Origin of the sequence: Rhodococcus sp. A14, assembly GCF_011603105.1 — a bacterium.
GTDB lineage: Bacteria > Actinomycetota > Actinomycetes > Mycobacteriales > Mycobacteriaceae > Rhodococcus_F > Rhodococcus_F opacus.
The window spans coordinates 1-21782 of sequence record NZ_JAAOQS010000029.1; the positions used below are offsets into that span (position 1 = coordinate 1).

The window sequence follows — 21782 nt, forward strand, 5'->3', positions numbered from 1 at the left end:
CCGCAGTGCGCTTGCCGCCCTCGGCGACACTCGGATCGAACGAGCCCGATCAGTGCATCATGACCGTGGGGGCACCTTCCGCCTCGAGCTGCGGGTTGACCGACTTCTTGCGCGGCAGCAGGAACGCCGGGATGAGCGTCAACGCGATCAGCACGGTGGCGACCAGGAACGTGTTGCCGAACGCATCGGCGGCCTGACTCAGGACCTGGTCCACCATCCCGGGAGGCTCCTGCGCGGCGACCTCGGGCACGTGCTGCATCGCGACCGTCTGGCTGTCGAGACCGCGATCGAGCAACTGGTTGGTGAGGACCACCGACATGACGGCGGTACCGATCGAACCCGCGGTCTGCTGGACGATGTTCATCAGCGTGGAACCGCGCGCGACCTGCTCGTTGGACAGCGTGACGATCGCTGCGGTCATCAGCGGCATCATCGTGCAGCCCATGCCCATGCCCATCACGAACAGCGCACCCATCAGCAGCCAGGTCGGTGAGTCCGACGCCACCTGCGTGAAGACGCCCAGACCGATCAGGATCAGCGGCAGACCCGTCAGCACGATCTTGCCGGGCCCGATCTTGTCGACGAGACGTCCGGCCACCGGCATGGTCAGCATCGCGCCGATACCCTGCGGCGCCATCAGCAGACCAGCGGCAAGCGTGGTGTGCCCGCCGACCTGGATGAAGTAGCTGGGAAACAGCAGACCGGCACCCATGAACGCGACGATGAACAGCGACGTCGTGATGACCGCGACCGACAGCTGCCGGTTCTTGAACAGATGCAGGTCGATCAGCGGGTGATCCTTGCGGAGCGCGTGGAACACGAACGCGACGATCAGCGCCAAGCCGACCGCACCGGGCACGAGCACGCGAGCCGAAGCAACGGTCCCCACCTCCGGGATGGACGACACACCGAACAGGAACAGAGCCAGACCCGGCGACAGCAGCAGCATGCCGAGGAAGTCGAAGGACTCGGACGGCGACGCGTTGTCGGACGGCAGGATGATGAACGCGGCGGCCAGGGCGATGACGCCGATGGGCAGGTTGATCAGGAAGATCCAGTGCCAGCTCGCCGCCTCGATCAGCCAGCCACCGAGGATCGGACCACCGATGGGGCCGAGCAGCATGGGGATTCCGAGAACCGCCATGACCCGGCCGACACGGTCGGGGCCGGCCGCCTTCGTCATGATCGTCATGCCGAGCGGCATCAACATGCCGCCGCCGAGGCCCTGCAGGACGCGGAAGCCGATGAGCGACGTGATGTCCCACGCGAAGCTACACAGCACCGAGCCGAGCACGAACAGCACGAGCGCCGTCATGTAGAGGCGCTTGGTGCCGAATCGGTCGGCCGCCCACCCGGTGACGGGGATGACGGTGGCCAGGGCGAGCGTGTACGCGGTCATCGTCCACGCGACGGTGGCGTACGTGGTGTCGAACTCCGTGGCGAACGTCGGCAACGCGACGCTGACGACGGTGACGTCGAGGATCGACATGATGGCACCGAGCACCACCACGGACGCGATCTTGAGGACCGTGCCGTCGAGCTTGTCGGGCGCCGCGTTCGCGGCGGTCGGCGATGTCATCCGAGTATCTCCTGATTGAGTTCTCGCAGGGACTCCCCCGCGAGGATCGGTTGTAGTGCCTCGATCAGCCGAGTCCGCTCGATCTCCGGAACCCGCCATGCGAACCGTCGCAACTGATCACGCTTGCATTCGATGTGCTGGGTAGCGACCTTATGTCCGGCCTCCGACAAGGAGACCCGCTTGACCCGCCGGTCGCGTTCGTCCTCCCGGCGAACGACCAGACCCAGTTTCACGAGTTGATCGACGTTCCGACCCGCTGCGGCCACCGAGAGCCGCAACCGCTCGGCCACCTCGTTGATCGGAAGTGGCTCACCGTGCTGAACCAGCGCGAAGAGCATGCGCACCTGCGAAAACGTGAGGTCCAGTTCGATGAGGTTGTCCATCGACTCCGACTCCCCCGCACTCAACAGTTGGGTGAAGAAGTCGTTGAGTAGTTCGAAGAGAAGATCAGGAGATTTGTCGGGCACCCTCGAATGCTAGCGCTCATGCAACTATTGCCCAAGGGCAACTATGACGCAACCGAATAAATGGTGTCAGGTATCACATCCCCCGGCGGCAGCCTGGACCTGCGGGTTCAGTCCTGGACGAGCACCGCTTTACCCAGCACGAGGCCTGCCTCGAGGTCACGCAGTGCGTCCGCGGCCCGCTCGAGGGGATACCGCGAGGTGACCACGGGACGCAGTCCGCGTTCGACATGCCGGATCAACGCGGCATGCACCTCTTCCAGCGCAGTCGGTTCGGTCCGGATGAACTCACCCCACGCCGCACCCACGATGCTGATGTTGCGGAACAGCACCCGGTTCACCTTCACCTCGGGGATCGTCCCTCCCGCGAAACCGATCACGACCAGCCGGCCTTCCGGGGCCAGCACCCGGACGGCCTCGTCGAACGCGTCGCCGCCGACCGGGTCGACCACGATCTGCGCGCCGCGGCCGCCGGTCAGCTCACGGACCCGGGCGCCCCAGCCGTCGCCGAGGCGGACGACCTCGTCGGCCCCCAGTTCGCGCAGGAAGTCGTCGGCCCCGTCCCGGCGCACCACCGCGATCACGCGGGCGCCGTGCGCCTTCGCCAACTGGATGGTGGACGTTCCCACCCCACCCGCCGCGCCGAGGACGACGACGGTTTCGTCTGCCCGCAGCCGAGCCCGGCGCTCCAGCGCGAATTCCATCGTCTGATAGTTGATGATCAGCGACGCCGCTTCGTCGAAATCCAGGATCGACGGGATGGGCAGCACCTGCGCCGGCGGCACCGCGACCCGTTCGGCGTAACCGCCGACCTGCGACGCCGCGAGCACCCGGCGACCGGGCTCGAACCCGCTGCCTGCCGGTGCGGACACCACGACACCCGCGACTTCGGCACCGGGAACGAACGGCAACTCGGGGCCCAGCTGATATTTGCCGTAGCTGATCAGCAGGTCGGGGAAGCACACACCGCTGGCCTTGACGTCGATCAGGACGAGTCCGTCGGCCGCTGGTTCGGGGATGTCCTGCAGCGTCATGCCGCCCGGCCCCGACAGCTCCGTCACCACCACTGCGCGCATGCTCGAAACATTAGACGCGCAGGGGTGGCGAGAGGCGTCAACGAGCGAACAGCCGCTTCCGCCTGCGGGCGACGGAGACCAGCTCGACCGTGTCGGTCATCTTGACGCGGGGCCGGCCGGACCCCGCCGCGCGGCCGGTCTCCGCCTTGTCGATCGCACGCCAGCCGGGGAAGCCGATCTGTTCCGGCTGGCGTCGCTCGATCAGCTTCTTCACGTCCTTGCGGGTGCCGACCGTGCCGAGGAGCTTTCCGGCCTCGAAATCCGCGAGCAGCGACGACACCGTCTCCTTCGCGCACGCCTTGTTGGTGCCGATTACGCCGCTGGGACCACGCTTGATCCATCCGGTCACGTACACCCGGTCGGTGACCCGGCCGTGCTCGTTGGGGATCACGCCGCGCATCTCGTCGAACGCGACACCGCCGACGGGATTGCCGCGGTACCCGATGGAACGCAGCACGAGCGAGGTGTCAAGCGAGCCCTCCTCGCCCCGAGCCCGGGCGGACAACGCGCCGGACTCGTCGACCACCAGTTCGTTGCGTCCGTAGCGCAGGGCCTCGGCCTTGCCGGATCCGGTGACCTCGAGCGGCGACGCCAGGTAGCGGAACACGATGCGCTTGTGACCGGGCCGCGGGGCACGCTGCGCGAACTCCCGTGCCAGCCGGACCTTCATCGCGGTGGCCGGATCGTCCAGCAGTGCCTCACTGGCCGGGTCCAGGTCGAGGTCGGCGTCGTCGATGACGACGTCCACGTTCTCGAGGTCGCCGAGCGCCAGGAACTCGGGGTTGCTGTAGGCGGCCTGCGCGGGCCCGCGGCGGCCGAGGAGCACGACCTCCTCGATGTTGCTGCGCCGCAGCGCGGCGAGGGCGTGATCGGCGATGTCCGTCCGCTCCAGCTCCTCGACGTTCATCGTGAGGATGCGGGCCACGTCGAGCGCGACGTTGCCGTTGCCGACGATCACCGCGCGCTTCGCGGACAGGTCGAACGTGCGCTCCGCGTAGTCCGGGTGGCCGTTGTACCAGGCCACGAACTCGGTGGCAGCGTGCACGCCGGGAAGGTCCTCACCCGGGATTCCCAGACGCCGGTCGCTCGACGCCCCGACGGCGTAGATGACGGCGTGGTGATGCTCCAGCAGCTCGTCGTGGGTGACGTGCTTGCCGACCTCGACGTTGAGGTGGAACTCGAAGTTCGGCCGGTCGAGGCTCCATTCGAACATCCGGGTCACCTCCTTGGTGCCGGGATGGTCGGGTGCGACACCGGCGCGGACGAGTCCCCACGGGGTCGGGAGCTTCTCGAACATCTCGACCTCGACGTCCGAACGTTCGAGCAGTTCACCCGCCGCGTAGCAGGCCGCGGGGCCGGCGCCGACGACGGCGACCCGGAGTGTGCCGAGGTCACGGCGCGGCGGAGTCGCCGGCGTGAGGGGGATCCACCCGGTCGGCATCGGGTTGGTCGTGTAGTACTCGGCGTTGATCTCCTTGTAGCGGGTGAGCGAACCGATGAGCTTGTCTTCCGGGAAGATCGCGTCGACCGGACAGGCATCGACGCAGGCCCCGCAGTCGATGCAGGTTTCCGGGTCGATGTGCAGCATCTCGGTCTGCGCGAATTCCCGCTCCTCCGGTGTCGGATGGATGCAGTTCACGGGGCATGCGGAGACGCAGCTCGCGTCGTTGCAGCACGCCTGGGTGATGACATATGCCATTGCGGTTTCCTCACACCTGTCCGGACCATCGAACTCGTTTATGTTACACGTAGTAACAGTTATATGAACTGTACTGAGAATCGCGTCCGCAAACAAGCACCGGCGCCGGATGGAAGAATCAAAGCTCCGTCCACGAGCGAAGGAACCGCATCTTGGCACTCGACCTACCCCTCGCCGCTCCCCCCGCACGCGGCCGCTTCTTCGAGACGTCCTGGCCGGTCCGCACCGGCGACATCGATGCCGCCAAGCGCCTCCGTCTCGACGGGATCGCGCGCTATCTGCAGGACGCCGGTCTGGACAACCTCGACGCGGTCGACGCCGCCGACAGCCACCCGCTGTGGATCGTCCGGCGCACCGTCATCGACGTCGTGCGGCCCGCGGTGTGGCCCGAGCGGGTGCACCTGCGGCGCTGGTGCTCGGCACTGTCGACCCGTTGGACGAACATGCGGGTCCAGATCGAGGGTGAGGCGGGCACGCTCATCGAGACCGAAGGTTTCTGGATCCACATCAGCGGCGAAACGGGAATGCCCACCCGCATCGACGACGGGTTCATCGAACGCCTCGGGGAATCGGCGGACGAACACCGGCTCAAGTGGAAGCGGTGGCTCGTCGAGAATGCTCCGGCCGCCGACGAGGACGGCATCGTGGACACCGAGTTCGTCCTGCGCCGCACCGACATCGACCCGTTCGACCACGTCAACAACGCCGTCTACTGGCAGGCCGTCGAAGAACTGCTCGCCGACCACGAGCATCCGGGCGGTGGCCGCCTCGTCGACAACCCCCATCGCGCCGTGCTCGAATACCTCTCGCCCATCGTGTCGACCGACCGGATCGTCCTGCGTTCGCGGCGGGACGACACGTCGCTGACCGTGTGGTTCCTGGTCGACGACGCCCTGCGCGCCGTGGCCCGGGTCGGGCCACTCACCACCTGATCAGACCATCTGCTGGGTGCCGATCACCCGCAACAGGTCGAGTCTGGCCCGCGCATCGGAGCCCGGCTGCGGCATGTACACGAGCAGGTGCTGGTAGGCGCTCGGGGTCAGCAGCGTCTCGCAGACGAGGTCGATACGTCCGACCTCGGCGTGGAGGACGGTCTTCGTGTCGGACCGGCGGACGGCCACATCGTGCCTGTCCCAGAGCGCCGCGAACTCGGTGCTGCTCTCGTAGAGGCGGTCCACCAGTTCCGTCACGTCGGCGTCACCCGCCCGCCGGGCGGCTGTCGCCCGCAGATCCGCGACGTGACGTCCGGCGAGCCGCTCGTGATCGTCTTCAGGGAACATCCCGCGCTCGCCGGGGTGCGCGAACCACCGCCACGGCACGTACCGATCGAGACCCGAATACCGGGACGCGTCGCCGAACAGGATCACGTGCATGCGGTTCTGGACCAGCACTTCCCCGAGGTCCGAGATGACGCAGCCCGGGGTGTCGTCGAGCTTGTCGAGCAGATGCAGCAGTCCCGGTCCGACGTGCTTGTTGCCCGCGGCCCGCATCGGCGGAACCTGACCCGACAACAGGTAGAGATGGTCGCGCTGATCGTCGGTCAGCCGCAGCGCCCGCGCGATCGACGCCAGGACCTGCGTCGACGGATGCGGGCCGCGTGCCTGCTCGAGTCGCGTGTAGTAGTCCGTCGACATTCCCGCGAGCATCGCCACCTCGTCGCGCCGGAGCCCCGGCGTCCGCCGCCGCACTCCCGGTGGCAGTCCGACGTCGGCCGGAACCAGCTGTTCCCTGCGACGGCGGAGGAAGTCGGCCAACTCGGAGCGGTTCATGAATCAACTGTGCCGGACCCGCCTGCCCGCTGCCAGGGATCGCCGGTCCCCCGATGAGCGGTCTCTGGTTGCCGCTCCCGGCGACGGCGACGCTGGTAACAGTCCGGAACAGCCACCGACCATCGGAGCAGAACATGATCAGCACCACCGCACTCGGAACCACCGGTCCCAACGTCAGCCGGCTCGGCCTCGGCGCCATGGGCATGTCCGGGATGTACGGCAAGACGGACGACGCGGAGTCCGTCGCCACGATCCACGCGGCGCTCGACGCCGGGATCGACCTCGTCGACACCGGGGACTTCTACGGATCGGGCCACAACGAGTCTCTGATCGGCAAGGCCCTCGCCGGCCGCCGACGCGAGGACGTGACCCTCAGCGTCAAGTTCGGCGGCCTGCGCGGCCCCGGCGGCACATGGGCGGGAGTCGACACGCGACCCGAGTCGATCCGGAACTTCCTCGCGTACTCGCTGCAGCGTCTCGGCGTCGACTACATCGACATCTACCGCCCCGCCCGTCTCGACCCCGACGTGCCGATCGAGGACACCGTCGGCACGATCGGTGAACTCGTCGAGGCCGGCTACGTGCGCCACATCGGCCTGTCCGAGATGGGTCCCGAGACCCTTCGCCGAGCGGCGGCGGTGCACCCGATCGTGGACCTGCAGATCGAGTACTCGCTCGTCTCCCGGGGTATCGAGGCCGAGATCCTCCCGCTCTGCCGGGAACTCGGGATCGGCGTGACGGCCTACGGCGTACTCTCCCGAGGCCTGCTCAGCGACTCGCTACGCACCGATCAGACCCTCGCGGCCGACGACTTCCGCGCACACAGCCCCCGATTCCAAGGCGAGAACCTCCGGCAGAACCTCACCCTCGTCGACTCGCTCGCCGCCGTGGCCGCGCAGCACGGGGTGAGCGTCGCGCAGCTGGCGATCGCGTGGGTACTCGCCCAGGGCGACGACATCGTGCCCGTCGTCGGAGCGCGCACCGTCGCCCGGCTCGAGGAGACGCTCGGCGCACTCGACGTCCACCTCGGCGCCGGTGACCTCGCGGCCATCGCGGCAGCGGTTCCCGACACCGCTGTCGCCGGGGAACGCTACGCGCCCGCGCAGATGGCCCAGCTCGACAGTGAACGCGTCGGCGTGGGGCGCTAGCGTCTAGCCATGGCCTCGCACAGCTCGTCGCGGAATCGCACCCTGATCCTGATGCGCCACGGCAAGTCTGCGTACCCGGAGGGGGTCGCGGATCACGAGCGGCCGTTGGCGCCGCGCGGCCGGAAGCAGGCGGGTCTGGCCGGTGAGTGGCTGCGGTCGACTCAGCCGCCGATCGACGCCGTGCTGTGTTCGACCGCGCGCCGCACCCGGGAAACGCTGGAGGCGACCCGGGTCGGCGCTCCCGCCCGGTTCGCCGAGGAGCTGTACGGCGCGTACCCGTCCGAGGTGCTCATGGAGATCGTGCGGGTCGAACCGTCGGTGCGTACCCTGCTCGTGGTCGGGCACGTTCCCGGCATGCCGTCGACGGCACTGGATCTGGCGGGCAACCCCGATACCGGGGAGGCCAACCTGATGCGGGAGAAGTTCCCGACGTCCGCGCTCGCCGTCCTCACGGTGCCGTGCGACTGGGACGAACTCACGTCGAGCGCGGCGTCACTCGCCGCGTTCCACGTTCCGCGGTAGCGGTCTCAGAACAGCTTCCGGCCGACGACGGCGACGACACCCAGAATGAGGACCAGCACGAGGGCTGACCAGAATCCGAACAGCCACCACACCACCCCGAAGACGACCAGTGCCGGGGCCACGGTGATGAGTGCGATCGTGGGGCTTTCCCGCAGCACTTCGAGTGCCGACTCGGTCTTGACGCGATCGATCTTCTTCTCGGACATCTCGTCCCCGTTCAGCTAAAGCACGCATATCGGACAGGTGTGCTCGAGGATAGTCTTCCCGGACGAGAACCAGCCTCCGAGCGAGGGCAGACGAGCGGCGAGGAGATGAGGAAAGCGCAGTGACCACCCGACAGGAGAAGGCCGCCCAGACACGCCGGGACTTGCTCGACGCCGCCCAAGTGGTCTTCGAACGCAAGGGGTATCTGAACGCGACCATCACCGACATCACCACCGAGGCCGGCAAGGCCGCGGGCTCGTTCTACAACCATTTCGACGGCAAGGAGGCGCTGCTCCTCGCGCTCGCGGGCGACATCGGCGACGACGCGGATGCACTCATCGCCACGTCCCCGGACGATCTGCGGGACCTCGGCCCGCATCTCGCCGTGTTCTGGCAACTCCAGTCGCGGCATCGCACGGTGATGGCCGCGCTCCGTGACGCAGCCCTCGTCGATCCCGCGTTCGCGCAGCGGATGCACGACTTCGGGATCGAACAGATGAAGCCGTGGGCCGAACTCCTCACGGCACTCGCCGCGGACGGCGCGCACCTCCCCGCGAGCCCCGACGTCAGTGCCCAGCTGATCGCCGCGGTGGCGACCGCCTTCGTCGGCCTGCGGGACGGCGGCGACGACGAGGGCATCGCCGCACTCACCCGGTTCGTCGAGCGCGGCCTCCTCGGCTAACTGCCCGGGAACGTCACGACGTCGAGGTACAGCGGCATCTCGTCGGTGCGCGACCCGGTCTGCGTTCCCGTCGCGTCGACCACCGGGGCGCCGGCGGTCGCAGCGGCCTCGAAGCTCTCCCCCGTCACCCGCCCGTCGAGGTCGAAGTTCTCGAACTCGAACGGAATGCCGTTCGACGCCAGATAGTCCGGCCCGTCCATCAGATGGAAGTGCAGATGCGGTGCGTCGGTGTTTCCGCTGTTGCCCAGCAGCCCGAGTTGGTCGCCCGCCCGCAGGTCCTGGCCGACGCTGATGTCGTCCACGCTGCCGGGCTGCAGATGCGCGTAGAACGCGTACCGCCCGTTCCCGATGTCCTGGACGACGTGATTTCCGCCGTACTGGTCGAGGGGCAGTCCCTGCGGACTGGCACCCGGAACCTGTTCGGACAGATCACCCACGACGGCGATCACCTTGCCGTCCGACACCGCACGGACCGGTGCGCCGTAGTACTCGTAGCTCGACAATTGAGTCTTGTCGCCGACGTAGATGCGTCCCTGCTCGTCGAGTTGGACGAAGTCGATCGCGAAGCGCTCGGCCGCGAGCATCCGTCCGTTGATCGGCAGCACGGCCGCGCGGTGGGACGTGACCGTGCAGCAGCCGGTGCCGTCGAGCCACCGCGGCCCGTCGAGGGGAGCGCGGATCCGGACGGCGTCGCGGGTGTCGACTTCGGTGTCAGCCACGTTCTCGGCCAGCTGGGACGGCACGAGCGACGTCGCCTGCGGGAAGTCGACGTTCACGACGTGGCCGAGGCTACGGGGCACGTCGTCGGGACTGTTCAATGTCGCGTCGATCCACACCAGCCCCTGCTGTCCGGGGGTGAGAACGGTGCCGGTCCTCGGTCCACCGCCGAGGGCCTGGAACCACGGTGTCAGCGCCTCGACGCTCAGGTCCACCAGCGTGCGGCCGTCGCCCTTCACCTGCAGCGACGTGATCGTCGCCGGCTGCGAACCGGTATTCGTCAGCCGCAGTTCGTAGGCGAGATGCACGCGACCGTCGCTGCCCGTCACCGGGATAGGCGCGGCCACCACATCCGCGACCACCGGAGTGAGCACGGCGGGACCGGCGGACGTGGCCGGCGCCGCCGACGACGTCGCCTCGCTCTGCTGGGTGTCCGAGGCCGTGCAGGAGGTCGCTGCCCCCATGACGACGGCGAGAAGAAGCGCGATGGCGAACCTCGACCGGGCCATCATCCGACGCTAGCAACGGCGAACACCCGGCGACAAGGCAAGGAAACAGATGAAGGCCCCACCCCCGAAGAGAGAGGGGTGGGGCCTTCGTCCTTGGTGAGTGCCCGGCGAGTCCTGGGACTCGTCAACCGCTCACGGGCGCGGAGCGCCTACCGGTAATCGTTGCTGAAACCGTAATCGTCCAGCGGCACCGCGGCACCGGTGTTCTGGCCGAAGCCGTCCGGGCTGTAGTACTGGTCGTCGTAGGACGGAACCGCGTACGCAGCAGCGCGGGCTTCTTCGGTCGGCTGAACCTGGATGTTGCGGTAACGGTTGATACCGGTACCGGCGGGGATCAGCTTTCCGATGATCACGTTTTCCTTCAGACCGATCAGCTTGTCCGAGCGGCAGTTGATCGCCGCATCGGTCAGCACGCGAGTGGTCTCCTGGAACGACGCCGCGGACAGCCACGAGTCGGTCGCCAGCGATGCCTTGGTGATACCCATCAGCACCGGACGTCCGGCTGCCGGCTCGCCACCCTCGGCGACGACACGGCGGTTGGCCGCTTCGAAGTCCGCACGCTCGGTCAGCGAACCGGGCAGGAACTCCGTGGCGCCCGAGTCGATGATCGTCACGCGACGCAGCATCTGGCGCACGATGACCTCGATGTGCTTGTCGTGGATCGACACACCCTGGCTCCGGTACACCTCCTGGACCTCGTTGACGAGGTGGATCTGCACCTGACGGGGGCCCATGACACGCAGCACCTCGTGCGGATCGGCAGCACCTTCCATCAGCTGCTGACCGACCTCGACGTGGTCACCGTCGGCCAGAAGGCGTTCGGTGCCGTCGTCGTGCTTGAAGACACGCAGACGCTGACGCTTCGAGAGCTTGTCGTAGACAACCTCTTCGCCACCGTCGTCCGGGACGATGGTGATCTTGTAGAAGCGGTCGCCGTCCTCGAGCTGCACGCGGCCACTGACGTCGGCGATCGGCGCCTTGCCCTTGGGGACGCGGGCCTCGAACAGCTCCTGAACACGCGGCAGACCACCGGTGATGTCGTCTCCGGCGACACCACCCTGGTGGAACGTACGCATGGTCAGCTGGGTACCGGGCTCACCGATGGACTGTGCGGCGACGATACCGACGGCCTCACCGATGTCGACGAGCTTGCCGGTGGCCATGGAGCGGCCGTAGCAGGTGGCGCAGACGCCGGTACCGGTGGTGCAGGTGAGCACCGAGCGGACCTTGACCTGCGTGATGCCTGCCTCGAGCAGCGCGTCGATAGCCGGGTCGCCCAGGTCGTGTCCGCGCTCGACGATGACGTTGCCGTTCTCGTCGACCGCGTCGGCGGCCAGGGTTCGGGCGTACGTGCTCGTCTCCACGTGAGCGTCGCGGATCAGCGTGCCGTCGGCCTGCTTCTCGGCGATCGTGGTGACGATGCCGCGCTCGGTTCCACAGTCGACCTCGCGGACGATGACGTCCTGCGAGACGTCCACCAGACGACGGGTCAGGTAACCCGAGTCGGCGGTGCGGAGCGCGGTGTCGGCCAGACCCTTACGGGCACCGTGCGTGTTGATGAAGTACTCGAGAACGGTCAGGCCTTCCTTGAAGGAAGACTTGATCGGACGCGGGATGAACTCACCCTTCGGGTTGGTCACCAGACCCTTCATACCGGCGAGCGAACGAACCTGGGTCATGTTGCCGGCGGCGCCGGACTTCACGATCATCGGGATCGGGTTGTCGTCGGGGAAGTGGGCCTCCATGGCCTTACCGACCTCGTCGGTGGCCTCGGACCAGATCTTGACCAGGGCGCTGTTGCGCTCGGTCTTGTTCAGAGCACCACGCTGGTACTTCTTCTCGATCTGGTCGGCCTGAGCCTCGAAGGACTCCATGATCTGAGCCTTCTCCGGCGGCACGAGGACGTCGGAGATCGAGACCGTGACACCCGAACGCGTGGCCCAGTAGAAACCGGCGTCCTTCAGCTTGTCGACGGTCTGCGCGACCACGATCATGGGGTAGCGCTCGGCGAGATCGTTGATGATCGTCGCCTGACGCTTCTTCGGCATCTGCTCGTTGACGAACGGGTAGTCCGCGGGCAGCAGCTCGTTGAAGAGCACGCGACCCAGCGTCGTCTCCGCGGTCCAGCCGTCACCGTAGTTCCAGCCCTCGGGGAACAGCTCCGACTCGATGTCGCGGGGCGGGCGCTGCTGTGTGAGCCGCACCTTGATCTTCGCCTGCACGACGAGCGCGCCACGATCGACGGCCATCTGAGCCTCGGCAGGCGAGGAGTACACGCCCTGCTCCGCCTCGTCGCTGGTCGACGCCGCGAGCTCACCGATCGCACCCTCGTCCAACCGGGTCAGGTGGTACAGACCGGTGACCATGTCCAGACGGGGCATGGCGAGCGGTCGACCCGACGCGGGCGACAGGATGTTGTTCGACGACAGCATCAGGATGCGAGCCTCGGCCTGCGCCTCCGCGGACAGCGGAAGGTGCACGGCCATCTGGTCACCGTCGAAGTCGGCGTTGAAGGCCTCACACACCAGCGGGTGGAGCTGAATGGCCTTACCCTCGACCAGCTGCGGTTCGAAGGCCTGGATGCCCAGGCGGTGCAGCGTCGGTGCACGGTTCAGCAGCACGGGGTGCTCGGCGATGACCTCTTCGAGGACGTCCCACACCTGTGCGCGCTGACGTTCCACCATGCGCTTGGCGGACTTGATGTTCTGCGCGTGGTTCAGGTCGACCAGGCGCTTCATCACGAACGGCTTGAACAGCTCGAGAGCCATCAGCTTCGGCAGTCCGCACTGGTGCAGCTTGAGCTGCGGGCCGACGACGATGACGGAACGACCCGAGTAGTCGACGCGCTTACCGAGCAGGTTCTGACGGAAGCGACCCTGCTTGCCCTTGAGCAGGTCGCTCAGGGACTTCAGCGGACGGTTACCGGGACCCGTGACCGGACGGCCACGACGGCCGTTGTCGAACAGCGCGTCCACGGACTCCTGCAGCATCCGCTTCTCGTTGTTGACGATGATCTCGGGGGCACCGAGGTCGATCAGTCGCTTGAGGCGGTTGTTGCGGTTGATCACGCGGCGGTACAGGTCGTTCAGGTCGGAGGTGGCGAAGCGGCCACCGTCGAGCTGAACCATCGGACGCAGCTCCGGCGGGATCACCGGGACGGCGTTCAGAACCATGCCCATGGGCGAGTTCTGGTTGACCTGGAAGGCTGCGACGACCTTGAGACGCTTCAGCGCACGGAGCTTCTTCTGCCCCTTGCCGCTGCGGATGGTCTCGCGGAGGTTCTCGGCCTCGGCGTCGATGTCGAAGCTCTCCATGAGCTTCTGGATCGACTCGGCACCCATCGCGCCCGTGAAGTACTCGCCGTAGCGGTCGACGAGCTCGCGGTACAGCAGTTCGTCGACGATGAGCTGCTTGACACTCAGCTTGGTGAACGTGGTCCAGATCTCGTCGAGACGATCCAGCTCACGCTGCGCGCGGTCACGGAGCTGACGCATCTCGCGCTCGCCGCCGTCCTTGACCTTGCGGCGGACGTCGGACTTCGCGCCCTCCGCCTCCAGCTCGGCGATGTCGGCTTCGAGCTTCTGAGCGCGGGCCTCGAGGTCGGCGTCACGCTGATCCGCGACGGACTTCTTCTCGACCTGCATCTCGGCTTCGAGAGTGGACAGCTCGTTGTGACGCAGTTCCTCGTCGACACCGACGATGACGTACGCGGCGAAGTAGATGATCTTTTCGAGATCCTTCGGCGCCAGGTCGAGCAGGTAGCCGAGACGGCTGGGCACGCCCTTGAAGTACCAGATGTGCGTGACCGGGGCAGCCAGTTCGATGTGGCCCATGCGCTCACGCCGAACCTTGGCGCGGGTCACCTCGACACCGCAGCGCTCACAGATGATGCCCTTGAAGCGGACACGCTTGTACTTACCGCAGTAGCACTCCCAGTCCCGGGTGGGGCCGAAGATCTTCTCGCAGAAGAGGCCGTCTTTCTCGGGCTTGAGCGTGCGGTAGTTGATGGTCTCCGGCTTCTTGACCTCGCCGTAGGACCAATTGCGGATGTCCTCTGCACTGGCGAGGCCAATGCGGAGTTCATCGAAGAAGTTGACGTCGAGCACGTAACTTCCTTTCCCCAGAGGGATTGTGGATCAGCGGTGGCCGCCGATACCTGACTGCCAATTCAAATGTGAACTACGCCCCCGGACCCTGATTTCTCAGGACCCGGGGACCGAAACCTAGTTCGCGAGGTCGTCGACCGTCGCCGCTTCGTTCCGGGACAAGTTGATGCCCAGGTTCGCTGCGGCCCGCTCCAGGTCCTCGTCGTCACCGTCGGCCATCGCGATGGCCGCGCCGTCCGAGGACAGCACCTCCACGTTGAGGCAGAGCGACTGGAGCTCCTTCAGGAGCACCTTGAACGACTCGGGGATACCCGGCTCGGGGATGTTCTCGCCCTTGACGATGGCCTCGTACACCTTGACTCGACCCACCACGTCGTCCGACTTGATGGTGAGCAGCTCCTGCAGCGTGTAAGCGGCGCCGTAGGCCTGCATCGCCCAGCACTCCATCTCACCGAAGCGCTGGCCACCGAACTGGGCCTTACCGCCGAGCGGCTGCTGGGTGATCATCGAGTACGGACCGGTCGAACGAGCGTGGATCTTGTCGTCGACCAGGTGGTGCAGCTTGATGATGTACATGTAGCCGACCGAGACCGGGTACGGGAACGGCTCGCCGGAACGGCCGTCGAACAACGTGGCCTTTCCGTCGGACGCGACCATGACCTCGCCGTCGCGGTTCGGCAGCGTCGAACCGAGGAGACCGGTGAGCTCGTCTTCCTTGGCGCCGTCGAACACCGGGGTGGCGATGTTGGAGTCGGCAGGTGCAGACAGCATCTCCTCCGGCAGCTGCTCCGCCCAATCGGGACGGGAGCCGTCGCCGGCGATCTGAACGTTCCAGCCGGTCTTGCCGATCCACCCGAGGTGGGTCTCCAAGATCTGACCGATGTTCATACGACGCGGAACACCGTGGGTGTTCAGAATGATGTCGACCGGAGTGCCGTCGGGCAGGAACGGCATGTCCTCCTGCGGGAGGATCTTGCCGATGACGCCCTTGTTGCCGTGGCGGCCGGCGAGCTTGTCGCCGTCCTGGATCTTGCGCTTCTGTGCCACGTAGACGCGGACCAGCTCGTTGACACCGGGGGGCAGATCGTCGTCGTCGTCGCGCGAGAACACGCGGATGCCGATGACCTTGCCGGTCTCACCGTGAGGAACCTTCAGCGACGTGTCGCGAACCTCGCGGGCCTTCTCACCGAAGATGGCGCGCAGCAGGCGCTCCTCGGGGGTCAGCTCGGTCTCACCCTTCGGCGTGACCTTTCCGACCAGCACGTCGCCGTCACGAACCTCGGCACCGATACGGATGATGCCGCGCTCGTCGAGGTCGGCGAGGACCTCGTCGGAGACGTTCGGGATGTCGCGAGTGATCTCCTCGGCACCGAGCTTGGTGTCGCGGGCATCGATCTCGTGCTCCTCGATGTGGATCGAGGTCAGGACGTCCTCTTCCACGAGGCGCTGCGACAGAATGATCGCGTCCTCGTAGTTGTGGCCTTCCCACGGCATGATCGCGACGAGCAGGTTCTTGCCGAGCGCCATCTCACCGTTCTCGGTGCAGGGGCCGTCGGCGAGGACCTGTCCGACCTCGACACGCTGCCCCTCGTCCACGATCGGACGCTGGTTGGCGCAGGTGCCCTGGTTCGAACGTGCGAACTTGCGCATCCGGTAGGTCTTGCGGCTGCCGTCGTCGGCCATGACCGTGACGTAGTCGGCGGAGACCTCTTCCACGACACCGGTCTTCTCGGTGACGATGACGTCGCCCGCATCGACGGCGGCACGCAGTTCCATGCCCGTACCGACCAGCGGAGCCTCGCTGCGAACGAGGGGCACCGCCTGACGCTGCATGTTCGCACCCATCAGGGCACGGTTGGCGTCGTCGTGCTCGAGGAACGGAATCATCGCGGTCGCGACGGACACCATCTGCCGCGGCGAGACATCCATGTAGTCGATCTCGGCGGACGAGACGAACTCGACCTCGCCACCCTTACGACGGACCAGAATGCGATCGTCCGTGAAGTGACCGTTCGCGTCGAGGGCCGAGTTGGCCTGGGCGACGACGTGGCGGTCCTCTTCGTCCGCGGTCAGGTAGTCGACCTGGTCGGTGACCTGGCCGTTCTCCACCTTGCGGTACGGCGTCTCGATGAAGCCGAACGGGTTGACCCGTGCGTACACCGACAGCGAACCGATCAGACCGATGTTCGGACCCTCAGGGGTCTCGATCGGGCACATGCGGCCGTAGTGCGACGGGTGAACGTCTCGCACCTCGAGGCCGGCGCGCTCACGGGACAGACCACCCGGGCCGAGGGCGGACAGACGACGCTTGTGCGTCAGCCCCGACAGCGGGTTGTTCTGGTCCATGAACTGCGACAGCTGGGAGGTTCCGAAGAACTCCTTGATCGCAGCCACGACCGGCCGGATGTTGATCAGCGTCTGCGGCGTGATGGCCTCGACGTCCTGGGTCGTCATGCGCTCACGAACCACGCGCTCCATGCGGGACAGGCCCACGCGGATCTGGTTCTGGATGAGCTCGCCGACCGTGCGCAGACGACGGTTACCGAAGTGGTCGATGTCGTCGACCTCGACGGGCACCGCACTGCCGCCGGGGGCTGTCATCTCGGTGTCACCGGCGTGCAGGCGCACCAGGTACTCGATGGTGGCGACGATGTCTTCCTCGGTGAGGGTCGACGCGACGATCGGCTGTCCGAGGTTCAGGCCCAGCTTCTTGTTGATCTTGTAGCGACCCACGCGAGCCAGGTCGTAGCGCTTGTCCTTGAAGAACAGGTTCTCCAGGAGCGTCTGCGCGCTCTCCTTGGTCGGCGGCTCGCCCGGACGCAGCTTGCGGTAGATGTCGAGCAGCGCCTCGTCGGTGCCGGCGGTGTTGTCCTTCTCGAGCGTCGCCATGAGGATCTCCGAGAAGCCGAAGCGCTCGGTGATCTGCTCGGTGGTCCAGCCGAGGGCCTTCAGCAGCACGGTGACGGGCTGGCGGCGCTTGCGGTCGATGCGGACGCCGACCGTGTCGCGCTTGTCCACGTCGAACTCGAGCCATGCACCACGGCCCGGGATGACCTTGACGCTGTGCAGGTCCTTCTCGGTGCCCTTGTCGACGGAGTGGTCGAAGTAGACGCCGGGGGAGCGCACCAGCTGCGAGACCACGACACGCTCGGTGCCGTTGATGATGAACGTGCCCTTGTCGGTCATCATCGGGAAGTCGCCCATGAAGACCGTCTGGCTCTTGATCTCACCGGTGTTGTTGTTGATGAACTCCGCGGTGACGAACAACGGCGCCGCGTAGGTCATGTCTTTGTCTTTGCACTCGTCCGTCGAGGCCTTCACCTCGTCGAAACGCGGGTCCGAGAAGGACAGAGACATCGAGCCCGAGAAATCCTCGATCGGGGAAAGCTCCGCGAGAATGTCCTCGAGACCTCCGGAGATTGCGCTGTCGCCACGAGCGGCGGCGCGTTCGCGCCAGCTCTGCGCACCGATCAACCACTCGAACGAATCGGTTTGTACATCAAGAAGCCCGGGAACTTCGAGGGGTTCGCGAATCTTTGCGAACGAAACCCTCTTCGGGGCTCCGGGGATTCCGGAAACTGCCTTGGTCTGGCTAGAGACTGCCAAGATGCGTCCTTCCAGCACCTCACGCGGGCCGCTCTTGCTGTTGCGACCGCCGCTGTATCTGCTTCGAATTTCGCTGGTCACAACCCGAACGAAACTCGTCACAGTTGCTGAAGAGTGAATCACTTCGCAGCGGTGCGGACGAGGGGTGGACAGGAGGCAGCCAGCGCAACGTCCAAAAGTACACCCAAACTCAGTAGATGTCGAGTCGGGCACCCGAAACAGCACCCAGCCGGGCGCTTGGCCACGCGTCACTGCGCATGTTCACGCATCAGAGTGACGCGTGATCATCGCGGCGTCAAGAGTTAGGGGGCGTGTCGCGTCGTTTCGCGAGGCCCGGGTTGTTCCCGCCGCCCCTTCCCAGCCGCTGACGGGCGGTGAACAATATGCGCACGCGATCGCCGTCGATTTCGCGAGGGAAGCAGAGCCGTGACGCGCTGGAGTTCGTTCGTCGTCGCCCGTCCGAAGCTGGTCCTCGCCGCCACGGTGCTGCTGGTGCTGCTCGGTGGGGCGTGGGGATCGGGTGTGTTCGACCGGCTGAGCCTCGGCGGGTACACCGATCCGGGCAGCGAGTCCGCGGGCGTCGAGCGCCTGATCGAGGGGACGTTCGGACGGCAGACCCCCGATCTGGCGGTCACCTACCACGCACGTCCGGGTTCGACGATCGACGACCTCGGGCCCGAGGTGTCCGCGCACCTCGCTCAGATCGACCCCAGAATGCTCGCCAGCACTCCCCTGTCGTACTGGTCGGCGCCGCCGCAGGCGAAGGAGTTCCTGCGGTCCACCGACGGCACCGAGGGATTGGTGGTGCTGTCGCTGAGCGGCGACGAGAACACTCGGATCGCCGCGTATCACGATCTCGAACCCCTGCTGGTCATCGACGGCACGGATGCGGAGTTCAGCGGCTTCAGCGCGGCCGCCAACGCCTTCAACGAGGTGTCCGAGAGTGATCTACTGCGCGCCGAGGCGGTGTCGTTCCCGCTTCTGCTGCTCCTTCTGCTCGTCATCTTCGGCGGCCTCGTCGGCGCGGCCGTCCCGCTGTGCGTCGGCGGGCTCGCGATCCTCGGCGCCCTCGGCGCCCTGCGCGTGATCTCCTACTTCACCGAAGTCAGCGCATTCTCGGTGAACATAGCGAGCCTCGTCGGGCTCGGCATGTCCATCGACTACGGATTGTTCGTCGTGACCCGGTTCCGCGAGGAGCTGCGGTCGGGCGCCCACACCGACGACGCCGTCCGCCGGACGCTCGCCACGGCCGGCCGGACCGTGGGGTTCTCCGCCCTCCTCCTGGTGTGCGGCTTCGTGGGCATGCTCGTGTTCCCCCAGGCCATCGTCCGGTCGTTCGCCTACGGCGGGATGGCGGCCATCGGGATCGCCGCCGTGTTGTCGCTGTCGGCGCTGCCCGCGGCACTCGCGCTGCTCGGGCCTCGCATCAACTCGCTCACCTGGCGACCGGGTGTGGTCGAACGCGGCGAAGACCGGGCGCACCGGTTCTGGGGCGGCGTCGCCGCCCGGGTCATGCGGCGGCCCGTCCCGATCGCGACGGCCATCGTTGCGGGGCTGCTCGTGCTCGCCGCGCCCCTCGCAGGCGCATCCTTGGGCGATCTCGATCACACCGGACTGCCCGCGACTCACCCGCTCCGGCTCGCCGTCGACGATCTCGCCGCCGACTTCCCGCTCGCCAACAACGGGGCGACCCTGATCCTGCAGGGCAGCGACGGCAAGGCCCCGCCCCCGGCCGCCACGGCAGAGCTCTTCCGGGCGACGGCCGCGGTCGACGGCGTCCAGCGGGTCGTCCCGGTCGGCGCCACCGACACGTTCGTCGCCATCCGGGCCATCTTCGACGACGCCGACCGCACGACGGGGGCCATGGCGACGGCCGTCGCACTGCGCGACCTCCCGCCCCCGGATGGCACCGAGAAGATGCTGGGCGGGTTGAACGCCCTGACCGCCGACGGACTGGACGCGATGGCGGCGCGGCTGCCGTGGATGATCGGGATCATGGTGGCCGTCACCTTCGTGCTGATGCTGCTGGCGTTCCGGTCCGTGGTGCTGCCCCTGAAGGCGATCGCGATGGCCACCCTGAGCCTCGCCGCCTCGTTCGGCGTGCTCACGTGGATCTTCGAGGACGGCCACGGTGCCGGATTCCTCGGCGTGACGCCGGGGCCGCTGCCCGCGACGATGGTCGTCCTCATCATCGCGGTGGTGTTCGGGCTCTCCACCGACTACGAGATCTTCCTGATGTCGCGAATGGTCGAGGCCCACGACAAGGGGGCATCGACCGAAGAGGCCGTGCGGATCGGCACGGCACATACGGGGCGCATCGTGACTGCTGCCGCCGCGTTGCTGATCGTCGTCACCGGCGCGTTCACGCTCTCGGAGCTGACGATGATGCGATTCATCGGACTCGGCATGATCGTCGCGCTGCTCATCGACGCCACCGTGATCCGCATGATGCTGGTGCCCGCCCTGGTGAAACTGATGGGTGAGGCCAATTGGTGGGCGCCGGGATTCCTGGCACGGAAGGCACCTACCCCCGGTTCACCCGAGAATCCGAAACCGACACCGCAGCAACAGATTCCCATCCAATCGTGAAGACGATCGGATGGGAATCGGTTCGCGTTGCCGGAGACGACAATCCGGCGAGCACCTGCGCAGCGTGCGCGGATCCCGTTCCGGCTCAATTCTTTCCGGGCGGCAGGATCAGCCCTCGCTGTCGGAGATGTCGGACAGCACCCACTTGCCGTCGATCTTCTCCATCTTGATCGACAACGGGGTCGCGGCACTGCCCTGAGCCACGGCGTCACCGGTGGCGCTGACGTTCATGTGCGCGAGCAGCTCGGCGCGGTCGCCGTCGAGCACCGTGACGCCGATGTCGGTGACCGAGGCCTGGGTGGCCGTCTTGGTCTGGATGGCGGCCTCCTTGGTGGTGTCGGCGGTCGAGTCGAATTCGTCACGCTTGGCGTCGTTGAGGTAGCCGCGCGCCTTCTCGAAGTCCTGATCGATCGTTTCGTAGCTGTACGTGTACAGCGTCTCGATCGCCTCGGTTCCCGCCTTGGTCACCTCGGCAGTGGCGCCTTCGTCGACCCAGGCGGTGTTCGTGATGTCTGCGCCGGGCTTGAACGCCGCGACGACCGCGAACACCCCGAGCACCACCGCCACGGCTCCGAGGATCCCGACGAGCTTCCAGGTGATCCTGCCGGACCCGTTGCCATCGGCCGCGGTCTCGGCGGCGGTGGGGGCCTGCTGCTTGCTGATGCGCGGTTGAAGGTTGGGCACCTTCGTCTTTCCCGCGGACGCGGTCTTCGCGGTCGACACCGACTTGGCCAGCGACACGGTCGCGTTCGTGTCGGAGGTCTTCGACGCCCCGTCGGACGCGGCGGAGGAGGCCGCGGCTGCTGCTGCGGTCGTTGCGGCCTCGGCCTTCGCCACCGGGGCCGACTTCTCGACCGGCTCTTGCTTCTTCGCCGGTTCCGGCTTCGTCACCGGCTCGCTCTTCGTCTTCGCCACAGGCTCCGTGGCCGGGGTTTCCGATCGGGGCGGCTTCGGCGTTGTCTGACGGGTCCCCGCCACGCGCGGACGCCTGCCCTTTGCAGCGCTGTCCGGCACGTTGTTTCGGCGCTTGGGGGGCATAGTTCACCACTTTCTCATTACACGACGAGCTGTCGTCGACGTGGACACCGCAGCGACACGCCGCCGCGGCACAT

The 21782-nt window shown here is 66.8% G+C and carries 15 protein-coding genes; 5 read left to right on the forward strand and 10 right to left on the reverse strand.

Annotated features, from left to right (window positions below):
* Positions 1-49 precede the first annotated feature (49 nt).
* The 4 genes from G9373_RS17215 to G9373_RS17230 all read right to left on the reverse strand — a co-directional run bounded on the left by G9373_RS17215 (position 50) and on the right by G9373_RS17230 (position 4818).
* Positions 50-1579, reverse strand: coding sequence for a DHA2 family efflux MFS transporter permease subunit (locus tag G9373_RS17215; protein ID WP_133984964.1), 1530 nt, complete (start codon positions 1577-1579; stop codon positions 50-52).
* Positions 1576-2046: a MarR family transcriptional regulator gene (locus G9373_RS17220; protein WP_005574387.1), complete on the reverse strand. Its 471-nt coding sequence runs from the start codon at positions 2044-2046 to the stop codon at positions 1576-1578. The genes G9373_RS17215 and G9373_RS17220 overlap by 4 nt, the downstream gene beginning before the upstream one ends.
* A 107-nt stretch (positions 2047-2153) precedes the next feature.
* Complete coding sequence (locus G9373_RS17225; RefSeq protein WP_043793824.1) at positions 2154-3119, reverse strand: NADPH:quinone oxidoreductase family protein; 966 nt, start codon at positions 3117-3119, stop codon at positions 2154-2156.
* Positions 3120-3156: 37 nt separating this feature from the next.
* Positions 3157-4818 (reverse strand): FAD-dependent oxidoreductase, encoded by a 1662-nt coding sequence (locus tag G9373_RS17230; RefSeq protein ID WP_133984966.1) that lies wholly within the window; start codon positions 4816-4818, stop codon positions 3157-3159.
* Between the two features lie 152 nt (positions 4819-4970).
* Here G9373_RS17230 and G9373_RS17235 point away from each other — a divergent pair, with 152 nt between their 5' ends.
* Positions 4971-5750: an acyl-ACP thioesterase domain-containing protein gene (locus G9373_RS17235; protein WP_167116012.1), complete on the forward strand. Its 780-nt coding sequence runs from the start codon at positions 4971-4973 to the stop codon at positions 5748-5750.
* On the opposite strand, the gene G9373_RS17240 is transcribed toward G9373_RS17235, so the two are convergent.
* The gene (locus tag G9373_RS17240) at positions 5751-6587 is read right to left on the reverse strand and encodes a helix-turn-helix transcriptional regulator (RefSeq protein ID WP_007298064.1); all 837 of its coding nucleotides are present in this window, start codon (positions 6585-6587) and stop codon (positions 5751-5753) included. It abuts the gene before it with no gap.
* Between the two features lie 134 nt (positions 6588-6721).
* Between G9373_RS17240 and G9373_RS17245 the strand changes: the two genes are divergently transcribed.
* Positions 6722-7735 (forward strand): aldo/keto reductase, encoded by a 1014-nt coding sequence (locus G9373_RS17245; protein ID WP_005574383.1) that lies wholly within the window; start codon positions 6722-6724, stop codon positions 7733-7735.
* 9 nt (positions 7736-7744) lie between these two features.
* Positions 7745-8257 carry a histidine phosphatase family protein gene (locus G9373_RS17250; protein ID WP_005258230.1) on the forward strand — a complete coding sequence of 171 codons (513 nt, stop codon included), beginning with the start codon at positions 7745-7747 and terminating at the stop codon, positions 8255-8257.
* 5 nt (positions 8258-8262) lie between these two features.
* Here G9373_RS17250 and G9373_RS17255 read toward each other — a convergent pair whose 3' ends face one another.
* Positions 8263-8463 (reverse strand): hypothetical protein, encoded by a 201-nt coding sequence (locus tag G9373_RS17255; protein ID WP_005258232.1) that lies wholly within the window; start codon positions 8461-8463, stop codon positions 8263-8265.
* Positions 8464-8582: 119 nt separating this feature from the next.
* Here G9373_RS17255 and G9373_RS17260 point away from each other — a divergent pair, with 119 nt between their 5' ends.
* Complete coding sequence (locus tag G9373_RS17260; protein ID WP_133984970.1) at positions 8583-9143, forward strand: TetR/AcrR family transcriptional regulator; 561 nt, start codon at positions 8583-8585, stop codon at positions 9141-9143.
* Here the strand turns inward: G9373_RS17260 and G9373_RS17265 are convergent.
* From G9373_RS17265 to G9373_RS17275, 3 genes are all read right to left on the reverse strand, one after another.
* Positions 9140-10372: a M23 family metallopeptidase gene (locus tag G9373_RS17265; protein WP_133984972.1), complete on the reverse strand. Its 1233-nt coding sequence runs from the start codon at positions 10370-10372 to the stop codon at positions 9140-9142. The genes G9373_RS17260 and G9373_RS17265 overlap by 4 nt on opposite strands.
* Before the next feature lie 146 nt (positions 10373-10518).
* Complete coding sequence (locus tag G9373_RS17270) at positions 10519-14475, reverse strand: DNA-directed RNA polymerase subunit beta' (RefSeq protein WP_005252128.1); 3957 nt, start codon at positions 14473-14475, stop codon at positions 10519-10521.
* Positions 14476-14592: 117 nt separating this feature from the next.
* Positions 14593-18099: a DNA-directed RNA polymerase subunit beta gene (locus G9373_RS17275; RefSeq protein ID WP_005258235.1), complete on the reverse strand. Its 3507-nt coding sequence runs from the start codon at positions 18097-18099 to the stop codon at positions 14593-14595.
* 408 nt (positions 18100-18507) lie between these two features.
* Between G9373_RS17275 and G9373_RS17280 the strand changes: the two genes are divergently transcribed.
* Positions 18508-20670 carry an MMPL family transporter gene (locus tag G9373_RS17280; protein ID WP_133984974.1) on the forward strand — a complete coding sequence of 721 codons (2163 nt, stop codon included), beginning with the start codon at positions 18508-18510 and terminating at the stop codon, positions 20668-20670.
* A 108-nt stretch (positions 20671-20778) separates the two neighbouring features.
* Here the strand turns inward: G9373_RS17280 and G9373_RS17285 are convergent, their stop codons facing one another.
* Positions 20779-21585 (reverse strand): hypothetical protein, encoded by an 807-nt coding sequence (locus G9373_RS17285; protein WP_005574378.1) that lies wholly within the window; start codon positions 21583-21585, stop codon positions 20779-20781.
* Positions 21586-21782: the final 197 nt, after the last annotated feature.